Source organism: Cognatazoarcus halotolerans, assembly GCF_009800965.1.
Taxonomy (GTDB): domain Bacteria; phylum Pseudomonadota; class Gammaproteobacteria; order Burkholderiales; family Rhodocyclaceae; genus Cognatazoarcus; species Cognatazoarcus halotolerans.
In genome coordinates, this window is sequence record NZ_WUAF01000001.1 from 114005 (window position 1) to 136130 (window position 22126).

The 22126-nt window shown below is 63.8% G+C and carries 15 protein-coding genes; 10 read left to right on the plus strand and 5 right to left on the minus strand.

The window, feature by feature from the left end:
* The first annotated feature begins 361 nt into the window (after positions 1-361).
* The 4 genes from nirB to GQB03_RS00635 all read left to right on the plus strand — a co-directional run bounded on the left by nirB (position 362) and on the right by GQB03_RS00635 (position 6579).
* A complete protein-coding gene (gene nirB, locus GQB03_RS00620; protein WP_159682772.1) occupies positions 362-2803 on the plus strand; it encodes a nitrite reductase large subunit NirB in 2442 nt (813 codons plus the stop codon).
* Positions 2804-2928: 125 nt separating this feature from the next.
* Positions 2929-3252 carry a nitrite reductase small subunit NirD gene (nirD, locus tag GQB03_RS00625; protein ID WP_159682775.1) on the plus strand — a complete coding sequence of 108 codons (324 nt, stop codon included), beginning with the start codon at positions 2929-2931 and terminating at the stop codon, positions 3250-3252.
* A 115-nt stretch (positions 3253-3367) separates the two neighbouring features.
* Positions 3368-4837, plus strand: a complete 1470-nt coding sequence (locus GQB03_RS00630; RefSeq protein ID WP_159682778.1) for a NarK family nitrate/nitrite MFS transporter — start codon at positions 3368-3370, stop codon at positions 4835-4837.
* Positions 4838-4863: 26 nt separating this feature from the next.
* Positions 4864-6579, plus strand: coding sequence for a bifunctional protein-serine/threonine kinase/phosphatase (locus GQB03_RS00635; protein WP_159682780.1), 1716 nt, complete (start codon positions 4864-4866; stop codon positions 6577-6579).
* An 11-nt stretch (positions 6580-6590) separates the two neighbouring features.
* On the opposite strand, the gene GQB03_RS00640 is transcribed toward GQB03_RS00635, so the two are convergent.
* Positions 6591-7742: a PQQ-dependent sugar dehydrogenase gene (locus GQB03_RS00640; RefSeq protein WP_159682782.1), complete on the minus strand. Its 1152-nt coding sequence runs from the start codon at positions 7740-7742 to the stop codon at positions 6591-6593.
* Between the two features lie 133 nt (positions 7743-7875).
* Here GQB03_RS00640 and GQB03_RS00645 point away from each other — a divergent pair, with 133 nt between their 5' ends.
* The 4 genes from GQB03_RS00645 to GQB03_RS00660 all read left to right on the plus strand — a co-directional run bounded on the left by GQB03_RS00645 (position 7876) and on the right by GQB03_RS00660 (position 15361).
* Entirely contained in the window at positions 7876-8754 is an 879-nt protein-coding gene (locus tag GQB03_RS00645) for an MBL fold metallo-hydrolase (RefSeq protein WP_159682785.1), read from the plus strand.
* A gap of 30 nt (positions 8755-8784) precedes the next feature.
* Positions 8785-9624 carry a sulfite exporter TauE/SafE family protein gene (locus GQB03_RS00650; protein ID WP_159682787.1) on the plus strand — a complete coding sequence of 280 codons (840 nt, stop codon included), beginning with the start codon at positions 8785-8787 and terminating at the stop codon, positions 9622-9624.
* 169 nt (positions 9625-9793) lie between these two features.
* Positions 9794-13354: a bifunctional diguanylate cyclase/phosphodiesterase gene (locus GQB03_RS00655; RefSeq protein WP_159682790.1), complete on the plus strand. Its 3561-nt coding sequence runs from the start codon at positions 9794-9796 to the stop codon at positions 13352-13354.
* A 120-nt stretch (positions 13355-13474) separates the two neighbouring features.
* Positions 13475-15361, plus strand: a complete 1887-nt coding sequence (locus GQB03_RS00660; protein ID WP_159684009.1) for an endonuclease/exonuclease/phosphatase family protein — start codon at positions 13475-13477, stop codon at positions 15359-15361.
* A gap of 45 nt (positions 15362-15406) precedes the next feature.
* On the opposite strand, the gene GQB03_RS00665 is transcribed toward GQB03_RS00660, so the two are convergent.
* The 4 genes from GQB03_RS00665 to GQB03_RS00680 all read right to left on the minus strand — a co-directional run bounded on the left by GQB03_RS00665 (position 15407) and on the right by GQB03_RS00680 (position 19496).
* Positions 15407-16201 (minus strand): ABC transporter ATP-binding protein, encoded by a 795-nt coding sequence (locus GQB03_RS00665; RefSeq protein WP_159682793.1) that lies wholly within the window; start codon positions 16199-16201, stop codon positions 15407-15409.
* Positions 16202-16250: 49 nt separating this feature from the next.
* Positions 16251-17168: a nitrate ABC transporter permease gene (gene ntrB, locus GQB03_RS00670; protein ID WP_235026888.1), complete on the minus strand. Its 918-nt coding sequence runs from the start codon at positions 17166-17168 to the stop codon at positions 16251-16253.
* Between the two features lie 26 nt (positions 17169-17194).
* The gene (locus tag GQB03_RS00675; RefSeq protein ID WP_159682795.1) at positions 17195-18595 is read right to left on the minus strand and encodes a CmpA/NrtA family ABC transporter substrate-binding protein; all 1401 of its coding nucleotides are present in this window, start codon (positions 18593-18595) and stop codon (positions 17195-17197) included.
* Positions 18596-18920: 325 nt separating this feature from the next.
* Complete coding sequence (locus tag GQB03_RS00680; RefSeq protein ID WP_159682798.1) at positions 18921-19496, minus strand: ANTAR domain-containing response regulator; 576 nt, start codon at positions 19494-19496, stop codon at positions 18921-18923.
* A 134-nt stretch (positions 19497-19630) separates the two neighbouring features.
* On the opposite strand from GQB03_RS00680, the gene arsS reads away from it, so the two are divergent.
* Positions 19631-20596, plus strand: a complete 966-nt coding sequence (gene arsS / locus GQB03_RS00685; protein WP_159682801.1) for an arsenosugar biosynthesis radical SAM (seleno)protein ArsS — start codon at positions 19631-19633, stop codon at positions 20594-20596.
* Between the two features lie 39 nt (positions 20597-20635).
* On the plus strand, positions 20636-22042 hold the full coding sequence (locus GQB03_RS00690) for a sodium:solute symporter family transporter (RefSeq protein WP_159682804.1): 1407 nt from the start codon (positions 20636-20638) through the stop codon (positions 22040-22042).
* The last annotated feature ends 84 nt before the right edge of the window (positions 22043-22126 follow it).

Below are 22126 nucleotides of genomic sequence, written 5' to 3' on the forward strand. Positions count from 1 at the left end.
ACCCTTCACCGGGCTTCGGGTTACGGATACGGCTGCACGATGGTGCAGTGCCGCACCGCCATGGTGCAGTTTTCACGAGAACTTGGCTGAATCAAGCCTGCCAGCGGAAGCGAATCCCTTGCCGTTGTTCGCAATGCAGCCGATCGGAAACACTGGCACAACGTTTGCTTGGAGGATAACCAGTAGCCCCGCCCTGCCGTGAGCGGCAACAAGCGAAGGCTCGCTAACGATACGTGTTCGCATCGGCAGCCAGATGAAGACCAACGAGGGTCTGCATCACCGGATCTCGGTAGATCCCTGCAGCGAAGTAACCATCTTCTGCCCAGTGCATCTGCACAGGCATTGTTGCGAGGGAATTGACATGCGCAAACTGAAACTGGTGATGGTCGGCAATGGCATGGCGGGGGTCCGCACCCTCGAAGAGCTGCTGAAGATTGCACCCGATATGTACGAGATCACCGTATTCGGTGCAGAACCCCACCCCAACTACAACCGTATCCTGCTCTCTCCGGTCCTGGCCGGCGAGATGACGCTGCAGGACATCATCCTCAACGATCATCAGTGGTACGCCGATAACAACATCGAGCTGGTGCTGAACAACAAGATCGTCAAGATCGACCGCAAGGGCCGCAAGGTCTTCGCCGCCGACGGCAGCGAACGGGAATATGACCGCCTGCTGCTCGCCACCGGTTCCAACCCCTTCATCCTGCCGGTACCGGGCAAGGATCTGCCGGGCGTGATCGCCTACCGCGACGTAGCCGACACCGACGAGATGATCGACGCGGCGGCCAAGCACAAGCACGCGGTGGTCGTCGGCGCCGGCCTGCTGGGCCTCGAGGCGGCCAACGGCCTCGCCCTGCGTGGAATGGACGTCACCGTGGTGCATATCGGCGACTGGATCATGGAGCGCCAGCTGGACAAACCGGCTGCCGACATGTTGCAGAAATCGCTCGAAAAGAAGGGCCTCAAGTTCCTGCTGCCCAAATTCACCGCAGAACTGATCGCCGGCGAATCGGGCCGTGTCGCGGCGGTGAAATTCAAGGACGGCGAGCAGATTCCGGCCGATCTGGTGGTGATGGCCGCGGGCATCCGCCCCAACACCACGCTGGCTGAATCCGCTGGTATCCACTGCGACCGCGGCATCTCGGTCAATGACACGATGCAGACCTACGATCCGCGGATCTACGCGGTTGGCGAATGCGCCAACCATCGCGGCATCGCCTACGGCCTGGTCGCGCCGCTGTTCGAACAGGCCAAGGTCTGCGCCAACCATCTCGCGATGTACGGCATCGGCAGCTACAAGGGCTCGGTAACCTCGACCAAGCTAAAGGTCACCGGCATCGACGTGTTCTCCGCGGGCGACTTCTCGGGTGGCGAAGGCACCGAGGACATCGTGCTGAACGATCCGGGTGCGGGCGTCTACAAGCGCGTGGTGCTCAAAAACGACAAGCTCGTCGGCGCGGTGATGTACGGTGACACCAAGGACGGCGCCTGGTATTTCCAGATGCTCAAGGACGGCCAGGATGTCTCCGAGATCCGCGATCACCTGCTGTTCGGCAACAGCCACCTCGGCGACACCGGCCACAAGGGCAACAACCTGGCGTCCTCGATGCCCGACAGTGCCGAAGTGTGCGGCTGCAACGGCGTGTGCAAGGGCACCATCGTCAAGACCATCCAGGAACAGGGACTCTTTACCCTCGAGGACGTGCGCAAGCACACCAAGGCTTCCAGCTCCTGCGGCTCCTGCACCGGTCTTGTCGAGCAGATCCTCGCCTCCACCATTGGCGGCGCCTACCAGCCGGCCGACTCGCACAACAAGCCAGTATGCGGCTGTACCGACCGCTCGCACGGCGAGGTGCGCAAGGCCATCCGCGACAACAAGCTCCTGTCGGTCCAGCAGGCCATCGATTTCCTCGAATGGCAGACCCCCAACGGCTGCGCCTCCTGCCGCCCGGCACTGAATTACTACTGCATCTCGACCTGGCCGCACGAGGCCACCGACGACGCGCAGAGCCGCTTCATCAACGAACGCGCCCACGCCAACATCCAGAAGGATGGCACCTACTCGGTGGTGCCGCGCATGTGGGGCGGCCTGACCACGCCGAACGAACTCAGGGCAATCGCCGACGCGGCCGAGAAATACAAGGTGCCGACGGTGAAGGTTACGGGCGGTCAGCGCATCGACCTGCTCGGCGTCAAGAAGGAAGACCTGCCGCTGATCTGGCACGACCTCGGCGAAGCCGGAATGGTATCCGGCCACGCTTACGGCAAGTCGATCCGTACGGTGAAGACCTGCGTCGGCGCCGAGCACTGCCGCTTTGGCACCCAGCTGTCGATGAGCCTCGGCGTCAAGCTCGAGAAGATGCTGTTCGGCATGTACAGCCCGCACAAGGTCAAGCTGGCCGTTTCCGGCTGCCCGCGCAACTGTGCCGAGGCCGGCATCAAGGACGTGGGCATCATCGGCGTGGATTCCGGCTACGAGATCCATGTCGCCGGCAATGGCGGCATCAAGACCGATGTCGCCCAGTTCTTCACCAAGGCCAAGACCGAAGAAGAGGTGATGGAAATTTCCGGGGCCTTCCTGCAGCTCTACCGCGAGGAAGGCTACTACCTCGAGCGCACGGTGCATTACGTCGATCGCGTCGGTCTGGATCACGTCAAGAAGCTGGTACTCGACGACGCTGCCAACCGCAAGGCGCTCTACGAGCGGCTGCTGTTCGCGCTGCAGGACTACGAGGATCCGTGGAAAGAGCACGCGCAGAAGCCGGAGCTTCGTCGCGCATTCGAACCCTTGTCGGTATGAGGGCGAGAAAGATGAGCGAATGGGATGACTGGGGCGTCGGTTCGACCCAATGCCCCGACAACGACTACGACATCTGCGGCTCGACGAGCCCCCTGCTGCCCTGAGGCCCGGACATGGAAACCACAATGACTGAAGTGCAAACCGAATGGAAACGCCTGTGTGCCCTCGACGAGATCCCGATGCTGGGCTCGCGGGTCGTCACCGGCACCCCCCATGGCGACATCGCCGTGTTCCGCACGAGCGACAACGATGTCTTTGCGATACACGACAAGTGCCCACACAAGGGCGGTCCGCTGTCGCAAGGCATCGTGCATGGGCGCAGCGTGACCTGCCCCCTGCATAGCTGGAAGGTCCGGCTCGAGGACGGCAACGTGGAGGCGCCCGACGTCGGGTGCACCCGCAGCTTCGCCGCCAAGGTCGAGAACGGCACCGTTTTCCTGCAGCTCTGAACGCACCGCAACACCCCTGATTTTTTCTCCGCCGCGCCTGTCGGCGCCCCGTGAATCGGGCGCCGAGGGCGGCGTGCGGCCGGAACCCTCTATTTCTCACTTTGGAGTTGATGCCATGAGCAAAGACACCGGTTTCAACCTGCTGTCCTTCAGCGGAAAAATGAAGATCCTGCACATGAGCTGGATCGCCTTCTTCATTACCTTTTTCGTGTGGTTCAACCACGCACCGATGCTCGCGGCGATCGCCAAGTCGCTGGGACTCGAGCCGGGGCAGGTCAAGACCCTGCTGATCCTTAACGTCGCGCTGACCATCCCCGCGCGGATCCTGATCGGCATGATCACCGACAAGTTCGGGCCGCGCATCACCTATGCGGCGCTGCTGTTCATCTCCAGCATTCCCTGCTTCATGTTCGCACTGGCCGACTCCTTCACCCAGGCGGCGATCGCGCGCTTCCTGCTCGGTTTCATCGGCGCGGGCTTCGTGATCGGCATCCGCATGGTCAGCGAATGGTTCCCTGCCAATGAGCTCGGCACCGCGGAAGGCATCTACGGTGGCTGGGGCAACTTCGGTTCGGCTGCCGCAGCGATGGTGCTGCCGAGCCTCGCGCTGATGTTCGGCGGCGACGACGGCTGGCGCTACGCGATCGGCATCACCGGCGCGATGAGCCTGGTGTTCAGCGCACTGTGGTACAAGAACGTCAGCGACACCCCCAAAGGTTCGACCTACTTCAAGCCCAAGAAGAGCGGCGGCCTCGAGGTCACCAGCAAGGGCGACTTCGTATTCCTGCTGCTCATGAAGCTGCCGATGTACGCGGCACTCGCGCTGCTCACCTGGAAACTCTCGCCCGAAGGCGTGAAGATGATCAGCTCGGGCACGGCACTGGGCATATACCTCGCGCTCGTCGGTATCTTCATCTACGACTGCTACGGCGCCTACAAGGTCAACCACGAGATCTTCGTCAAGCCGGTCCCCGAGATGCACCGCTACAAGTTCAAGCAGGTCGCGGTGCTCAACATCCTCTACTTCGCCACCTTCGGTTCGGAACTCGCCGTGGTGTCGATGCTGCCGCTGTTCTTCAGCGAGACCTTCGGCCTCGATCCGGTCAAGGCCGGCCTGGTTGCCTCTGCCTATGCCTTCATGAACCTCATGTCGCGCCCGGGTGGCGGCTGGATCTCCGATCGCTTCGGCCGCAAGAAGACCCTGCTGATCCTTACCGCCGGACTCGCTGCGGGCTATGCGCTGATGGCGATGACCAACGCCAGCTGGCCGCTGTGGGTCGCCGTGGTCGTAGCGATGGCCTGCTCCTTCTTCGTACAGGCCGGCGAGGGCGCAGTGTTCGCAGTGGTGCCGCTCATCAAGCGCAGGCTCACTGGCCAGATCGCCGGCATGACCGGCGCGTACGGCAACGTCGGCGCGGTGGTGTACCTGACCGTACTGTCCTTCGTGAGCTACGAGATCTTCTTCGGCGTGATCGCCCTGACCGCGGTGGTCGGCTTCGTCACCCTACTGTTCATGGAAGAACCCCAGGGTCACATGGCCGAAGTGCGCGAGGACGGCAGCGTGGAGCTGATCAGCGTAAGCTGAGGCCCCCCGAAACTCCTGGCCAGGGCATGAGCCAACAGTTGCAGGTCCGCTTCGGCGGCTACTCAAGCGCGGGCGTGAAGGCGATCAATCAGGACGCCTTTACCGCCCACATGCCCGACGGCATCGAGCGCGATCTGAAAGGTGCCGCCGCGGTGATCTGCGACGGCGTCAGCAGCGGCGAGGATTCACAGGTGGCGAGCCAGATGGCCGCCACCGTCTTCATCACCGACTACTTCAGCACCCCGCCCACCTGGAGCACCCGCAACGCCGCCTCCAAGGTGCTGCAGGGTCTCAACAGCTGGATCCACCGCCAGAATGCGGCGCGCAACGCGCGACAGGACAGCATGCTCACCACCTTCTCGGCGGTGATTGCAAAATCGAACACGCTTCACAGTTTTCACGCCGGCGATTCGCGCATCCATCACATGCGCGGCGAACTGTTCGAGCAGATCACCCGCGACCACACCCTCACCGAAGGCGGCCGCGAATACCTCGCCCGCGCACTCGGCGCGGACAGCCATCTGGAGGTTGATTACCATACGCTGGAATTGCAGGAAGGCGACCGCATCCTGCTCACTACCGATGGCGTGCACGGCGTCCTGCCCCGCGCCAATCTGCGCGAACTGCTTGCCGGTTGCGACGAGGACCTCGAAGGCTGCGCAAAAACGATCGTGAATGCCGCGCTCGCGGCCGGCTCGGACGACAATCTCACTGCGTTGATCGTGAGCGTAGACCGGCTCCCGCTCGAGACCCTCGACGAGACGCACCGCCGCCTCACCCAGCTACCGATTCCTCCGGTACTTGCCAGCGGCAACCGCATCGACGGCTTCGAGGTGCTCGACGTGATCTTCAGCGGCACCCGCAGTCACATGTACCTGGTCAAGGACCTCGACAGCAACGAGCGCTTCGTCCTGAAGGCCCCGTCGGAAAACTTCAAGGAAGATGCGGTTTACCTGGACGGCTTCATCCGCGAGGAATGGGTTGGCCAGCGACTGGACCATCCCAACGTGATGAAGACTTTCCGCCCCGCCCGGGACAAGCGCTTCCTCTACTACCTCGGCGAGCACATCGAGGGCATGAACCTGCGCGAGTGGATGCAGGACAACCCGCACCCGCCGCTCGATGCGGTGCGAGACATCGTGCGACAGGCAGTGGACGGCCTGCGCGCCTTCCAGCGCGCCGACATGGTGCACCAGGACCTCAAGCCCGAAAACATCATGATCAACCGTGACGGGCGCGTGAAGCTGCTCGACTTCGGTACCGTGCTGATCGCGGGCACCGACGAGATTGCCTCCCCGCTCGACAAGTCGGTGCCGCAGGGCAGCGTCAATTACGTGGCACCGGAATACCTCATGGGCGAACCGGGCAGTTTCCGTTCCGATCTGTTTTCCCTTGCCGTGATTACCTACGAGATGATCACCGGCAAGCTTCCGTTCGACGAGCCAGCGATGAAACGGGTCTCCATCGACAACTACGGCGAGCTCGACTATATCCCGGCCAACCGCGTGCGCCGCGAACTGCCGCTATGGGTGGAGGGCTGTCTGCGCAAGGCGCTGCAGCCGAATCCAGCCTACCGTTACGAAGCCTTCTCGGAGTTCCTGCAGGATTTCACGCGCCCCAACCCGCAACTCGAGGCGCGGATTCATCGCCAACCGCTGCTGGAAACCAATCCGCTGCGCTTCTGGCAGGTACTGTGCCTGATACTGGCCCTGCTCAACCTGTGGCAACTCGCCCGCGGATAGCCGGGAAGCGCTCACCGCGCCGGCGACAGTCGAAGGATCTGACCGTCCGTTTCGTCGAGCACATACAGCGCGCCATCGGGTCCCTGGCGGACGTCGCGGATGCGATGGCCGAGTTCCTCCAGCAAACGCTCCTCGCCCACGACCCGGTCGCCGTCGAGACTCAACCGTGACAGCATCCCGAACTTGAGCGAGCCGACGAACAGGCTGCCCTGCCATACAGGAAAGAGCTTGCCGCTATAAAAGGCCATGCCGGATGGCGCGATCGAGGGTGTCCACCGGTGAACCGGCGGCGTGATGTCAGGCCTGGTCGTTCCCTCCCCGATGGCAAAGCCGGTCACGTATTCCCGACCGTAGGTAATCACCGGCCAGCCATAGTTGGCACCGGCCCGGTCGATATTCACTTCGTCACCACCCTGCGGGCCATGCTCGTGTGTCCATAGCTGCCCGGTGCGCGGATTGAGCGCCGCACCCTGCACGTTGCGATGGCCGTAGGACCATATTTCCGGTTGCGCACCTTTTCGCCCGACGAAAGGATTATCGGCAGGTACGCTGCCGTCGGGCCTGATCCGCACCACCTTGCCCAGATGGCTGGCGAGATCCTGGGCCTTGTCGCGCTGCGTGTAACGTTCGCCCAAGGTCACGAAAAGCGTACCGTCACGGGCGACTACCAGCCGGGAACCGAAGTGGTGACGCCCGTCAGGATCGTCGCGCTGCGCGAAGATCTCTTTCACCTGCGCCAGGCGCTGGTGATCCACCTCGAGCCGCGCCCGCGCCACCGCGGTGCGCACGCCGTCGGGCGTCCTCTCGGAAAAACTGAAGAAAATCAGGCCGTCGGCCGCAAAATCGGGACTCACGACCACATCCAGCAAGCCGCCCTGCCCCCTCACATATACCGCCGGCACGCCAGCCAGAGGAGGTGAAACCGCACCATCGGTGCCAACCAGGCGCAGTCGTCCGGCCCGCTCGCTGACCAGCATCCGCCCATCGGGCAGGAAGGCCAGCGACCATGGCACATCCAGGCCTTCCGCGACGCGCTCAACACGCACCGGCCCCGCTTTGGAGGCGGCAATCAACAGGGTGGCCGCATGCGCCGCCTGACCGATGCTCGCCATGCAAAGGAGCACGGCCAGGGCAGACAGGCGAATCCGGGTTGCAGAAATCATCGACACGATCCTCGTCATGTAGTCCAATCGACCCGCCAAATCCGGCAATGTTCCGTTGCTCAAGTGGTATATTAGCAACCTCTGATTAATATCCACCGGCCTGCTGTCGGCGGAGAACGGCCCGGAGCCGAGGATGAACGAATCCATGCAGATCGAAGCCTTTTTCGACGAGACCACGAGCACCATCAGCTACATCGTCGTCGACCCTCGAAGCATGCGCTGTGCGGTGATCGACAGCGTTCTCGACTATGACCCCAAGGCCGGGCGTACCGGCACCCGCGGTGCGGACAGGCTGATCGAACGGATCGGCACGCTCGGCGCAACGCTCGACTGGATTCTCGAGACCCACGTCCATGCCGACCACCTTTCCGCCGCGCCCTACATTCAGGCCCAGCTCGGGGGCCGGCTCGCGATCGGCAGCCACATCACCACCGTCCAGCAGGTATTTGGCAAGCTCTTCAACGCCGGCACCGACTTTGCGCGGGACGGCAGCCAGTTCAACCAGTTGCTCGACGATGGCGAAACCTTCGCCATCGGCACGCTGCAGTGCCGCGCGATGCACACCCCCGGCCACACGCCGGCATGCATGACCTACGTTGTCTCGGATGGCGACGACACCGTCGCCTTCGTCGGCGACACCCTGTTCATGCCCGATTACGGCACCGCCCGCTGCGACTTTCCCGGCGGCGATGCTCGCACGCTTTACCGCTCGATCCGCAAGGTGCTCTCGCTCCCGCCGGAAACCCGGCTCTACCTGTGCCACGACTATCAACCCGGCGGACGCGACATGGCCTATGTCACGACGGTCGCCGAACAGCGTGCGGGCAACATCCATGTCCATGACGGCGTCAGCGAAGACGAGTTCGCAACCATGCGGGCGGACCGGGACGCCACCCTGGAGATGCCGACGCTGATGCTGCCCTCGGTTCAGGTCAACATGCGCGCAGGGGAACTGCCGCCGGCGGAAAGCAACGGCATGCGCTACATCAAGATTCCGCTCAACGCGCTGTGATCCCCGAAAGGCGCCCGGCTACGCGCTGAGATGTTCCTGGACAGCCTCGATCCCGGCCTGGTCGCTTCGGCCCTTGGCGGCGTGGTCGGCATCGTGCTGGCCTTGACCGGGGCGGGCGGCGGCATCCTTGCCGTCCCCCTGCTGGTATTCGGGCTCCACCTGCCGATGCAGCAAGCCGCACCGATCGGGCTGCTCGCGGTCGGCATCGCCGCGGCACTGGGTGCGGCGCTCGGCCTTCGCGAGGGCATCGTGCGCTATCGCGCGGCGACCCTCATCGGCATTACCGGCATGCTGCTCGCTCCGTTCGGCGTATGGCTTGCCCAGCACATTCCGGATGCCCCGCTGATGGTGGCCTTCGCCGGGGTGCTCGCCTGGACCGCCTGGCGAATGCTGCGGCAGGCTCGTCGACCGGCAGGCCCCGGCTCGACGGTGGAGATCTCGAATCCGCCCGAATGCCGGGTTGCCGAAGCGGGTGGCCGGCTCGCATGGACCCTGCCCTGTGCGCGCGCCATGGCACTCACCGGAGCGCTCTCGGGCACGCTCAGCGGGCTGCTCGGCGTTGGCGGAGGGTTCGTGATCGTGCCTTCGCTTACCAGCCATACCAATCTTGACGCACGGAGCATACTCGCCACCTCACTGGCGGTGATCGCCATGGTATCCGTGGGCGGCGTGTCGGCGGCGGCCCTGCACGGCGCGATCACCTGGCACATCGCCCGGCCGTTTGCGGCCGGGGCGGTTGTCGCACTACTGGCAGGCCGCCTCGTCGCAGCACGAGTCGACAGCCGCCACCTCCGCCTCGCCTTCGCTATTCTGAGCCTCGCCGTAGCCGCCCTGCTGCTGGCCCGCGGGCTCGGGGTCGTCACGCTCTAAGCTCCGTCGGCCCCCTGCCCGCCGCCCCGCGGAACGAGACCGCTGCGCTCAAGTTCGCCGCTCCCGGCCCGATATGAAAACGGTTCATGCACGCCGGGAACGCGCACGCGCGGATCCTCGAGCGGCATGTTTCATCTCTGGCCAGAAGAACACCAATACAGGGAGCCCCATGCAGAGCGAAACGGGTCAGCACCGGCAAGGCATCGCCTCCTTGCTGCACAACGAGATCACCGCATGGCTGATCCTCGCGATATCGCTCGTCATTACAACGCTCGGCTGGTACATCTCGAAAGAGTACGTCGAACGCCGCGCAAACGACCGCTTCTCGTTTGTCGTCGAAGACGCGGTACAACGGATCCGCAACCGCATGCTCGAATACGAGCAGGTGCTGCGCAGCGGCGTCGCCCTTTTCGATGCGCTCGGCCGCCCCGCGACCCGCAGCGAGTGGCAGACCTTTGTGGACCGGATGCAGATAGAGAAGAGCTTCCCCGGAATACAGGGTATCGGCTATGCGGAAATGCTCGCACCGGAGCAACTTCCGGGGCACGTCGCTTCTGTCCGTGCGGAAGGCTTTGCCGACTATTCGGTCAAGCCGGAAGGCGCACGCGACATGTACAGCGCGATTGTCTATCTCGAGCCATTCGATTGGCGCAATCGCCGTGCCTTCGGCTACGACATGTACTCGAATCCGATGCGCCGCGCCGCCATGGAGCATGCCCGCGACGCCGGATCCGCGGCGGTTTCGGGCCGCGTCGTGCTGGTTCAGGAAACGGCAACAGACGTCCAGGCCGGCTTTCTGGTGTACCTCCCCGTCTATCGTCCCGGCCTGCCGCATGACACCGTCGAACAGCGTCGCAAGGCACTCATGGGCTACGTGTACAGCCCGTTCCGCATGAACGATCTGATGCGGGGCATCCTTGGCAGCGACACCCCCGAAGTGGGTTTCGAACTCTACGACGAGACCGAAACCCGCTCGGCAGACACCCTCCTCTACGATAGCCGTCCCCACAAGACCATCGAAAGCGGGCATTTCATGCGCACCACCCGGATTCCACTTTCCGGGAGGACGTGGACCGCCACCTTCCACAGCTCGCAATCATTCGAACACCTCACGGCGAGCAGTCTGCCCGAACTGATCGCCGGCGGCGGGCTGCTCGTGGACCTGCTGCTGTTCGCCATCATCTGGTCTCTCAGCACGGAACGGCGACGGGTGGAACGCCGGGCGGCGGCAATGACCGCCGACATCCGCGAGACCAGCGAACGTCTTGGTCTGGCCCAGGAAGCCGCACAGATCGGCACCTGGGATCTGGATCTGCGTACCGGGAGACTCTTCTGGGATGCACACATGCACACGCTGTATGACGTCGAGCCCGGAGCGTTCAGCGGCGACATTTCAGCGTGGCGAGACCGCGTACACCCGGAAGATCGCAGCCGCGCCTCGATCCAGCTGCAGAACGCCATTGACACCCTCGGACGCTTCGACACGGTATTCCGCGTGGTCGATCGGCAGGGACATGTCAGATTCGTCGAGGCTCGAACCACCGTCCATGCCGACGAATCGGGAAAGGCCCATCGCCTGGTCGGCATCAACCGGGACATCACCGAGCGCTACGAACTGGAACAGAAGCTCTCGCTTGCGGCGAGTGTTTTCGATCATGCGCGCGACGGCATCATCATCAGCGATGCCGAGCGAAGGATCGTCGATGTCAACCCTGCGTTCACGACCGTCACCGGCTATTCGCGCGACGAGGTCCTCGGCAAGACGCCCGCACTGCTGAAATCCGGCAAGCACGACGAAACGTTCTATCGCGGGATGTGGACCCAGCTACGCGAAACCGGGTCTTGGCGCGGCGAGATCTGGAACAGACGCAAATCGGGCGAGCTCTTCGCCCAGATGGAAACGATTTCCGCGATATGCGATTCCCATGGCAGGGTCTCGCGCTACATCGCAGTGTTCACCGACATCACCCGACTGCTCCAGCAACAGGAAAAGCTTGAGCGCATGGCGCACTTCGACGCCCTCACCGGGCTGCCCAACCGGGTGCTGCTGGCGGACCGCATCAAGCACGCCATGCTGGCGGCGCGCCGCAGCGGAAAATGGCTGGCCGTTTGCTACCTCGACCTCGACGGCTTCAAACCGGTCAATGACCGCTTTGGCCATTCGGCCGGCGACAGGCTTCTCATCGAGATCGCCGACCGGCTCAGGAACATGCTGCGCGGAAGCGACAGCGTGGCACGACTGGGCGGCGACGAGTTCGTCATGTTGCTCGGCGACATCGAGAATCTGTCGGCCTGCGAAACCGCACTGGCACGACTGGTAGACGGTTTGACCGACAGCTACGCGGTGGCCGAAGACGCAGTGGCGAGGATTTCGGCCAGCATCGGGGTCACGCTGTTTCCGCACGACGATGTCGATGCAGATACGCTGCTGCGCCACGCCGACCATGCGATGTACCTCGCCAAGGAGGATGGCCGGGGCCGATACCGCATTTTCGACTCCGAAGAGAACCGCCAGATGCAGGCTCGCCGCCAGACCCTGACGCGCGTTGCCTCCGCGCTGCGCGACGACGAACTGATCCTGCATTTCCAGCCCAAGGTCAACATGCGCACCGGCCGGGTGCTCGGTGCGGAAGCCTTGCTGCGCTGGAACCATCCGCAGCGTGGGCTCGTGCCCCCACTGGAATTTCTTCCTCTGGTCGAAGACAACGATCTGGCCATCGAAATCGGCACATGGGTGATCGGCGAGGTACTGCGCCAGCAATCATACTGGCTCGCCGACGGCCTCGAGATCAGGGTCAGCATCAACATCAGCGGTCGCCACTTGCAGCAGACCGGTTTCGCCGCGGAACTCGAACGGCTGCTCGAATCTCGCCCCGACGTTCCGGCCAGGCTGATCGAGCTCGAGGTATTGGAAACGACCGCGCTCGATGACATCGGCCGGGTTTCGGAGATCATCGGGCAGTGTCGCGCGCTCGGGGTAAAGGTCTCGCTCGATGATTTCGGCACCGGCTATTCGTCGCTCACCTACCTTAGACGACTCCCCGTGGACACGCTGAAGATCGATTGCTCGTTTGTTCGCGACATGCTGGCCGACCCTGAGGATCTCGCCATCGTGGAGGCCATCATCGGCCTCAGCGAAGCCTTTCAGCGCCAGGTCATCGCCGAAGGTGTCGAGAGCGAAGAGCACGGCAAACTGTTGCTCCACATGGGCTGCGATCTCGGCCAGGGCTACGGCATTGCCCGTCCGATGCCTGCGGCCAAGCTGCCGGAATGGGTGCGGGCATATCGACAACCGGCGGCATGGCGGGCGATCGGAAGCCAGCACCGCCACCGTGAAGACCTCCCGTTTCATATGGCCAGGTTCTGCCACGGCGGTCTCGTCGACAAGGTCATTTCGGCGCTTGAATCGGGGCGGGTTGACGATGTCCGGCATCTCGGAGCGGAAACATGCGAGTTCACCAATTGGTACAAAGGCGACGGCGCGGCACGTTACGGCAGGCTTGATGAGTTCAGGGCGATCGGCGTGGCCCATACGGCGCTGCGCAGCATGCTCGACGAGGCGCTCCGCCCGGAGCATGGGGGCGAGATCGCCGATGCGGATCTGATGGCGAGCCGACTGCGAAAAGGATTCCGCATTTTCGTCGATCGACTCAACTCCTTCGAAACGAACTTGGATCACCATGACGCGGGGGCGTCGGCGGTTGCGGGCCACGGGAAACAGATCGCCTGACGCTGCGCACCTGCCAAGGTGCTGACATCGCATCGAAACGCCGTTGCAATCCTTCGGGGCTATGCTGCCTCCGGCGATGCAATAATGCCTAAGACATAATCCTGCCCGCTGGAGCCCCCAATGCGTCCGACCCATACGCTACGCCAATTCAGCCTTGCCGCCGTTGCCCTGTTCTCCACGCCCGGCGCCCATGCCCTGTCGATCATGGAGATCCAGGGCGCAGGCCACTTCTCTGCATTTCACAATCAGGCGGTGACCGGCGTGGAAGGCATCGTGACCGCTCTGAGCGCGACCGGTTTCTACATCCAGGACGCGCTCGGCGACGCTGACGCGGCTACCTCCGATGCGATCTTCGTGTTCACCGGCGCCTCATCCCCCAAGCCTGCGGTCGGCGACGGCGTACGGGTCGCCGGAACGGTCTTCGAGTACCGCCCGGGCTGCAGCAGCGGCGGCAACAACCTCTCATGCTCGAGCAGCAACAGCGCATGGAACAACCTCAGCACCACCGAGATCAAGAACGATGACAACATCGCCCGGTTGAGCTGGAGCCGCGTCTCGAGCGGCAATGCGCTGCCCACCGCGGTGACCATCGGCAACGGCTTCGCCGCGCCCTCTGCGATCAGCGCCTCGCTTGGCGGCAGCATCGAGAACAACCCGTCCTATCACTTCGACCCGCTCACCCACGCCATCGATTTCTACGAGAGCCTCGAAGGCATGCGGGTAAGCGTAAGCGGCGCGAGTGCGGTCGGGGCGACCCGGCAGTATTCGGTCGGCAGCAGCGCCGAGAACCACGAACTGGCGGTGATGGCCGATTACCGTACGGGCGCACAACTGGCCAACGCGCGCGGTGGCGCGACGATAGGACCCGACAACTTCAACGGTCAGCGAGTGCTCCTTTCGAGCAACCTGATCGGCACCGCCGCCATGCCGCAGGCCAGGGTCGGCGACACGCTCGCCAACGTGACCGGCGTAATGGACTACAGTTTTGCGAACTACAAGCTGCAACTCACCGAAGCACCGGTGCTCGCCAATGGCGGGCTGGTCCGCGAGCAGGCTTCACCGGCGCGTGCCGGACAGCTCTCGGTGGCGAGCTTCAACGTCGAGAACCTGGCGGGCAACGCCGATGCCGCAAAATTCAATGGCCTCGCCGGCCAGATCGTCACCAACCTGAAGGCGCCGGACATCCTCGCCTTGCAGGAGGTCCAGGATAACGACGGCGCCACCAACAGCGGCAGTACCGACGCCAGCCAGACCTGGGGACGCCTCATCGACGCCATCGCCGGCAGCGGCGGGCCGACCTACGCCTATGCCCAGATCGACCCGGTAAACAACATGGACGGCGGCCAGCCCGGCGCAAACATCCGCGTGGGCTTCCTCTACAACCCGGCGGTGGTGAGCTTCGAATCGATGAGCCGCGTCGACGCCGGCAATCCAGCCTGGAACGACTCGCGCAAGCCGCTGGCCGCGGTATTCAGCGTGAATGGCGAACAGATCACCATCATCGACAATCATTTCAATTCGAAGGGTGGAGACGATCCGCTGTTCGGTCGCATCCAGGCGCCACAGCTCGACAGCGAACTGCAACGCATCGCCCAGGCCGACGTGGTCGGCGAGCATGTCGCGGGCCTGCTCGCGGCCGATCCACAGGCGCGGGTGGTGGTACTCGGCGATCTCAACGACTTCCAGTTCTCTGCGCCGCTGGCCCGCCTCGAGGCAGCGGGGCTGAGCAACCTCACCGACACGCTCGCCGAGGCGGAGCGATACACCTACATCTACGAAGGCAACGCCCAGGCACTCGACCACATCCTGGTCAGCGGCGCACTGGCCGCCGGCGCGCAGTACCAGGTGGTGCACATCAACAGCGAATTCACTGCGGCCGAACAGTTCAGCGATCACGATCCGGTGCTCGCCCGCCTCACCATCAGCCCGGTGCCTGAAGCCGACACATGGGCGATGATGCTTGCCGGGCTGGGCCTGATCGCGGCCGGCCGCAGGCGCCGCAGCTGACAGCCACGCCCGCCAGCCGGCAATCGCGCCGGCTGGCGCAGCCGCTCAGGCGGCTTTCTTCATCTGCTTCTGGTAGAGGAACTCGAGGATCGCGGCACGATAGGCCGCGAAGCGGCTGTCGTGGGCCAGCTTGAGACGGTCCCTCGGCTTGTCGAGCCTGACCTCGAGAATCTCGCCGATGGTGGCGGCCGGCCCGTTGGTCATCATCACCACGCGATCCGACAGCAGCACCGCCTCGTCGACATCGTGGGTCACCATCACCACCGTGGCGCCGGTCTTTGCCATGACGCCCATGAGCTCGTCCTGCAGGCTCGCCCGGGTAAGCGCGTCGAGCGCACCGAAGGGCTCGTCCATGAGCAGCACCTGGGGCTCCATCGAGAACGCGCGGGCAATGCCGACCCGCTGCTTCATACCGCCCGAGATCTCATGCGGGTACTTGTTCATGGCGTGGTCCATATGCACCATCTCGAGCGCCGCGCGGGTACGCGCCCTGAGCTCGGACCTGCTTTCCTTGGCGGCGAAGACCCGCTCCACCGCGAGGTAGACGTTCTCGAAGCAGGTCATCCACGGCAGCAGGGAATGGTTCTGGAACACCACCGCCCGCTCCGGTCCCGGCCCTGCAATCTCCCGCCCGTTGCACAGGCATACGCCTGCGGTAGGCAGATTGAGCCCGGCGATGAGATTGAGCAGCGTCGACTTGCCACAGCCGGAGTGACCGATCAGTGAGACGAACTCGCCCTTGTGGATGTTGAGGTCGATGTCGCGCAGCGCGACGAAACGACCCTTGTTGGTATCGAAGGCCATGCCGGCCTGTTCGATCTTGACGATGGGTGCATTCATTGGATCTCTCCGCAGGGGCATGGCCGAGTGCCACGCCCCGTTCAGGCAATCAGTTGATCGTGGCCCCGTGGCTGGCTCGGCGGGCAATCCACAGCAATGCGTATTCGAGCGCCAGACCCACCACGCCAATCAGGAAGATGGCGATGATGATGTGCTCGACCTTGAGGTTGTTCCACTCGTCCCACACCCAGAAGCCGATACCGATGCCACCGGTCAGCATCTCCGCCGCGACGATCACCAGCCAGGCGGTACCGACCGCGAGGCGCACACCGGTGAGGATGTGCGGCAGCACCGCCGGAAAGAGGATCTTCGTGACCACCTTCCACTCCGACAACGCCAGCACCCGGGCCACGTTCATGTAGTCCTGCGGCACGGCCCGCACGCCCGCCGCGGTGTTGATGATCATCGGCCAGATCGAGCAGATGAAGATCACCCACATCGCGGCCATGTCGGCATCCTTGAACACCAGCAGTCCGATCGGCAGCCAGGCCAGTGGCGAAACTGGGCGCAGCAGGCTCACCACCGGTTCGGCTGCGATATTGAAGAAACGGAACCGCCCGATGATGAAACCGAGCGGAATCCCCACCGCGGCGGCAAGGCCGAAGTCGATGCCGACCCGCTTGAGCGAGTAGAGCACGTTCCAGCCGATGCCCATGTCGTTGGGACCGTTGTTGTAGAACGGATCGGCAAAGAGCTCGAGCGCTGCCTGCCACGTTACCCCGGGCCCCGGCAGCTCCGGCACATGGGTGGACACCGCCAGCCACACCGCCAGCAGGCCGCCGATCCCGGCTGCGGCGGCCACCACGCGCAACATGAAGCCGCGCATCACCTCGCCCCGTCGTCCGGCCGGCTCCGCCGGCGCGGGCTCGGGCGTCTGCGCTACCGCTGGTGCGGCAGGAGCCGCCTCGGCCACTGCGTGCGGCGCCACATGGCCGTCGGCCGTCATGCTCATGCTCATGCTTGTCATCGTGGACTCCTTTGCCGATATCCGGCTCACGCGTTGGCCTTGGCCAGGGCGTCAAGCGCAACCTTCATGTTGTGCACCTTGAAGCCCTTGAGGTACTCGACCGTCTTTGCCGGATCGAAAGTCATGCCGTCGAAGAACTTGTCCGGCCCCATGGCGATCGGCGAGGAGGCCTTGTCCAGGGTCCAGCCGGCGGCGTGCGTACCTTCGGTCTTGTAATCGATGGTGGGCACCGGAATGCCAAGTCCCTTGGCCGCTTCGCGATAGATGTCGGGACGGTAGACCTGCTCGGCGACTTTCTTGAAGTTGATGGCCTGCTCGATCTGGCCCCAGCGCACCATCTGGGTCAGGAACCAAACCGCGTGAGAGCGCCACGGGAAGGTCGCCGCGTAACGGTAGAAGACGTTGAAGTCCGGCATCTGCACCGGGCCTTCCTGCTTGGTATACAGCCAGGTGCCTGTCATCGAGTTCTCGACCACGTCCACCGGTGCATTGACGTAGGACTTGGCCGAGATGATCTTCACGACCTCCTTGCGGTTCTCCGGCTTGTCCATCCACTGCGCCGCCTCGATCAGCGCCCGTACCGCAGCCTTGTGACTGTTGGGGTTCTTGTCGGCCCATTCGCGGGTGACGCCGAAGACCTTTTCCGGGTTGTTGTTCCAGATCTCGTAGTTGGTGATGATCGAGCGGCCGATGCCCATCTCCACCGCGCGCTGGTTCCAGGGCTCGCCGACGCAGTAGCCGACGATGTTGCGCGCCGACAGGTTGGCCACCATCTGCGGCGGCGGGATCACGATCAGGCGCACATCCTTGTCGGGGTCGATGCCGCCCGAGGCCATCCAGTAGCGGATCTCGTAGTTGTGGGTGGACACCGGAAACACCATGGCGAAGGTCATCGGCTCCTTGCCGGCCTTCTTGTCGGCCTCGATGACCTTCTTGAGCGCAATCGCGGTGGTCGGGCGGTGCTTCATCGCCTCGGGATCGGCCTCGACCATGCGCTCGTAGAGCTCGTTCGAGACGGTGATGCCGTTGCCGTTGAGGTCCATCGAAAATGCAGTGATGGTCTCCTTGGGGGTCGCGCCGACCCCGAGGGTGGCGGCTAGCGGCATGCCTGCCAGCATGTGTGCGCCATCGAGTTCGCCAAGCGAGACCTTGTCGCGAATATTGGCCCAGGACGCTTCCTTCGACACCTCGACGTCGAGTCCGTGCTTCTTGAAGAAGCCCTTTTCCTTCGCCACCACGATCGCCGCGCAATCGGTGAGCGGAATGATGCCGAACTTGAGGGTGGTCTTCTCAAGACCCTCGCTACCCGCTGCCCACACCTTCGACTGTGGCAGTACGAGCCCGATCCCTGCTGCTGCACTCATGGCTGCTCCCTGTTTGAGAAACATGCGCCGCCGCACCCCGACTTCCTTGCGCTGATCCGACATGAATAACTCCTGATCCGAAAATTTACTGGCCCAAATCGACGAGACGAAAAAAACGGGCGTTCATCCACGTGCGCTGCTTTGCACGAAGATGGACGCCCTTGTCCAAGTTGCTGATCGCCACAGATCGCCGTTGACCCGTGTTGATCAGCGTATAGCCAGATACGTGCCAGATTCTCGAAAATCGGAAAAAACGCGGGATTGCTGGGCTTGTTCGCGAAACGCATCGTGCGGTCGGCTCCTTCTGGTTGCTGCGGCGCACCACCCGGGTGCGACATGCACAAGCTCGGGGCAGCATATCCGCCACCCCACGATCGGAAGTGGCGCACTAGAGCAACAGGCTGGCCGAATCGATCAGTTCCTGCGCGACCTCGGCAATCTTGCGTCCGCGCTCCATCGCTGCCTTGCGCAGCGCATGATAGGCCGCCTCTTCGTCAAAACCGCGGACCTTCATCAGGATGCCCTTGGCGCGCTCCACCGTCACCCGCTCGGCGAGCTTGCGCGAGGCGTCGTCCCGCTCCTTGCGCAGCGCCTGGTATTCCTCGAAGCGCGCCATCGCCACACGCATGACCGGTTCGATCCGGCTCGGCGTGAGTCCATCGACCACGTAGGCGGAAACCCCGGCACGCAAGGCATCGCGGATCGTCTCGCCCGCCTCGTCCTTCGAAAACAGGATGACGGGCCGCGGAAAGGCCCGGTTCATCTCGGCAAGGTGCTCGAGCGTATCCCGCGTCGGCGATTCCGTATGAATCAGGATCAGATCGGGCCTGACCTCATCGACCTTCCGGCCCAGCTCAAGCGGATTGGCAAGCGTCGCAGCAACCTGATGCCCAGCCAGCGCCAGCGCTGCGCAGATCTCTCCGGCCCGTTCGGCCGACTCATCAACCACCAAGACCCTGAGCATCGAATAAGAACCTCCAGTTTGACCCCTGTTGAAGCAGGAGCCGTGCCACCATTCGGTACCCTGCCCGGTCCCGACGCACCACTCTGTAAGGATCTGCGACCCCCGACGGTCTAGAGAAAAAACCGGAGATCCACATGCACGCAACCCTCCCCCTGCTGGCCAAAACGGCCTTCCCGCAACTGCACCGCAGCCAGCTCGACACTTTGCAGGTCAACCTCGGCTACCGCTGCAATCAGAGCTGCGTCCATTGCCACGTCAACGCCGGCCCCAAGCGCACCGAAGAGATGAGTACCGCCAACGTGGACGCGGTGATCGCCTTCCTGAAGGCCAATCGCCAGGTCAACACCCTCGATCTTACCGGTGGCGCGCCCGAGATGAACCCGCACTTCAAACGTCTCGTGCTCGCGGTGCGCGCGCTCGGGGTGCGCGTAATGGACCGCTGCAATCTCACGATTCTCGAAGAACCCGGCTTCGAAGACATGGCGGCCTTCCTTGCCGCGAACCGGGTCGAGATTGTTGCCTCACTACCGTGCTACCAGGAAGACAACGTCGACAGGCAGCGCGGCAAGGGCACCTTCGAGGCCAGCATTCGTGCGCTGCGCCGGCTCAACGCGCTGGGCTATGGCGGCCAGGACGGCCCGCTGCTGTTGAACCTGGTCTACAACCCCCAGGGCGCCGCCCTGCCGCCCCCCCAGGATTCACTGGAGCAGGCCTACAAGACGCATCTCGCCGATACCTTCGGCGTGGTTTTCAACCGGCTCTTCACGATCACCAACATGCCGATTCAGCGTTTCGGCTCGACGCTGATCTCCAAGGGACAGTTCGACACCTACATGTCGCTGCTCAAGAGCGCCCATCAGGCGCACAACCTCGAAGGCGTGATGTGCCGCACGCTGCTTTCGATCGACTGGCAGGGCTACGCCTACGACTGCGATTTCAACCAGCAACTCGGCCTCGGGCTCATCGCCGATCGCCCGCGGGTGCATCTGTCAGACCTGAGCGCCGCCGGTGTCGAGGGACGGCCAATCCGCGTCGCCGATCACTGCTTCGGCTGCACCGCCGGCCAGGGCTCGAGCTGCGGCGGCGCGCTGGAAGCCTGAGCGTGCGACCAACCCGAACGATCTGGAGCAAACACCGCCATGACTCGACTCTCTGACCTGCAAGGCCTCTTCTTCTGGGGTTTCCTCATCGTTTTCGGTGCCGTCATGTACCTCGTCTCGCCGCGGGTCCGGAGCGATGCCGGCTTTTTCCAGGGCCATGACGAACAGGGCCGGCCGGCCTCCGAATGGGCGCTGATGATGAGCATCTTCATCAGCTGGATCTTCGCCAAATCGGTGACCAACGCGGCCAACCTTGGCGCGGCCTACGGCATCGTCGGCGGCCTTGCCTACGCCACCTACTGGTTGTCGATCCCGGTCGCCGGCGTGGTCATCTACCGGCTGCGCACCCGCGAGGGCGCCACTGGCCTGGTGCCCTTCCTCATCGGCAAATACGGCCGCGGCGCAGCGCTGGCATTCTCGGCGGCCATCCTGGTGCGGCTCTTCAATGAAGTCTGGAGCAACACCGCGGTGGTCGGTGGCTACTACGGCGATTCCGGCAGCTACGGTTTCATCGCCTCGGCCCTGCTATTCACCGCCGCGGTGCTGTTCTACAGCCTCAAGGGCGGACTGCGCAGCTCGATCTTCACCGACGTGATCCAGGCCGTCGTCTTCGTGCTGGCGCTGGGTATCGTGCTGGCCTGGGTGATTCCTGCCAACGAACCGGCGCGCCTGCTCGCCGAAGGCAGCTTCGCCCTCGACACCGGCGGCGACCTGCTGCTGGTCGCGCTGCTGCAGGTCGTGTCCTACCCCTTCCACGACCCGGTGCTCACCGACCGCGGTTTCATCACTCGCGAAAAGACCATGCTGCGCGCCTTCATCGTCGCCGGCGTGCTGGGCTTCGCGGCGATCTTCGCCTTCAGCCTGATCGGCGTGCATGCGCGCCTCGACGGTATTCCGGTGTCGAGCAACGTGCCCGCCGAAGTGGCGCGCGGCCTCGGTTATGCGGGCTTCTTCGCGATGGCGGTGGTGATGATTTCGTCTGCCGCGTCGACCCTCGACTCCACCTTCTCGTCACTCTCGAAGGCGGTCGCGCACGAGCTACCGCTGCTCGCCGGACGCCGGCCGTCACCGCGGGCAATGACCATCGGCGCGCTGTCGATGGTGGTGTTCGCGGTGCTCGGCAACCTGCCGATGATCGCCGGCACCGACATCCTCAAGGCCACCACCATCAGCGGTACGATGGTGATCGGTCTGGCGCCTGCCTTCCTGCTGTCACGCCATGTCGACCACTCGCCGGCCTCCTTTCATTTTTCGTTCTGGACCGGCATGCTGCTCGGCGTTCTGCTAGCGCTGCAGATGCTACCCGCCAGCTGGGCGATCGGCAGCGGCAAGTACGCCATGCTGCTCGGCGCCAATCTCTACGGCCTGATCCTGTGTACCGTGGCCTTCCTGCTTCCGCTCCCGTTTGCGCGCGGGAAGGCCGCAAGCGCCGGAGGCGCGGCGTGACCACGACGATCATCGCAACGCAAGGCCACCGCAAAACGACCAGCAGACTCGATGGCCTGTACCGCGTACTCGCAACGCTCGCGG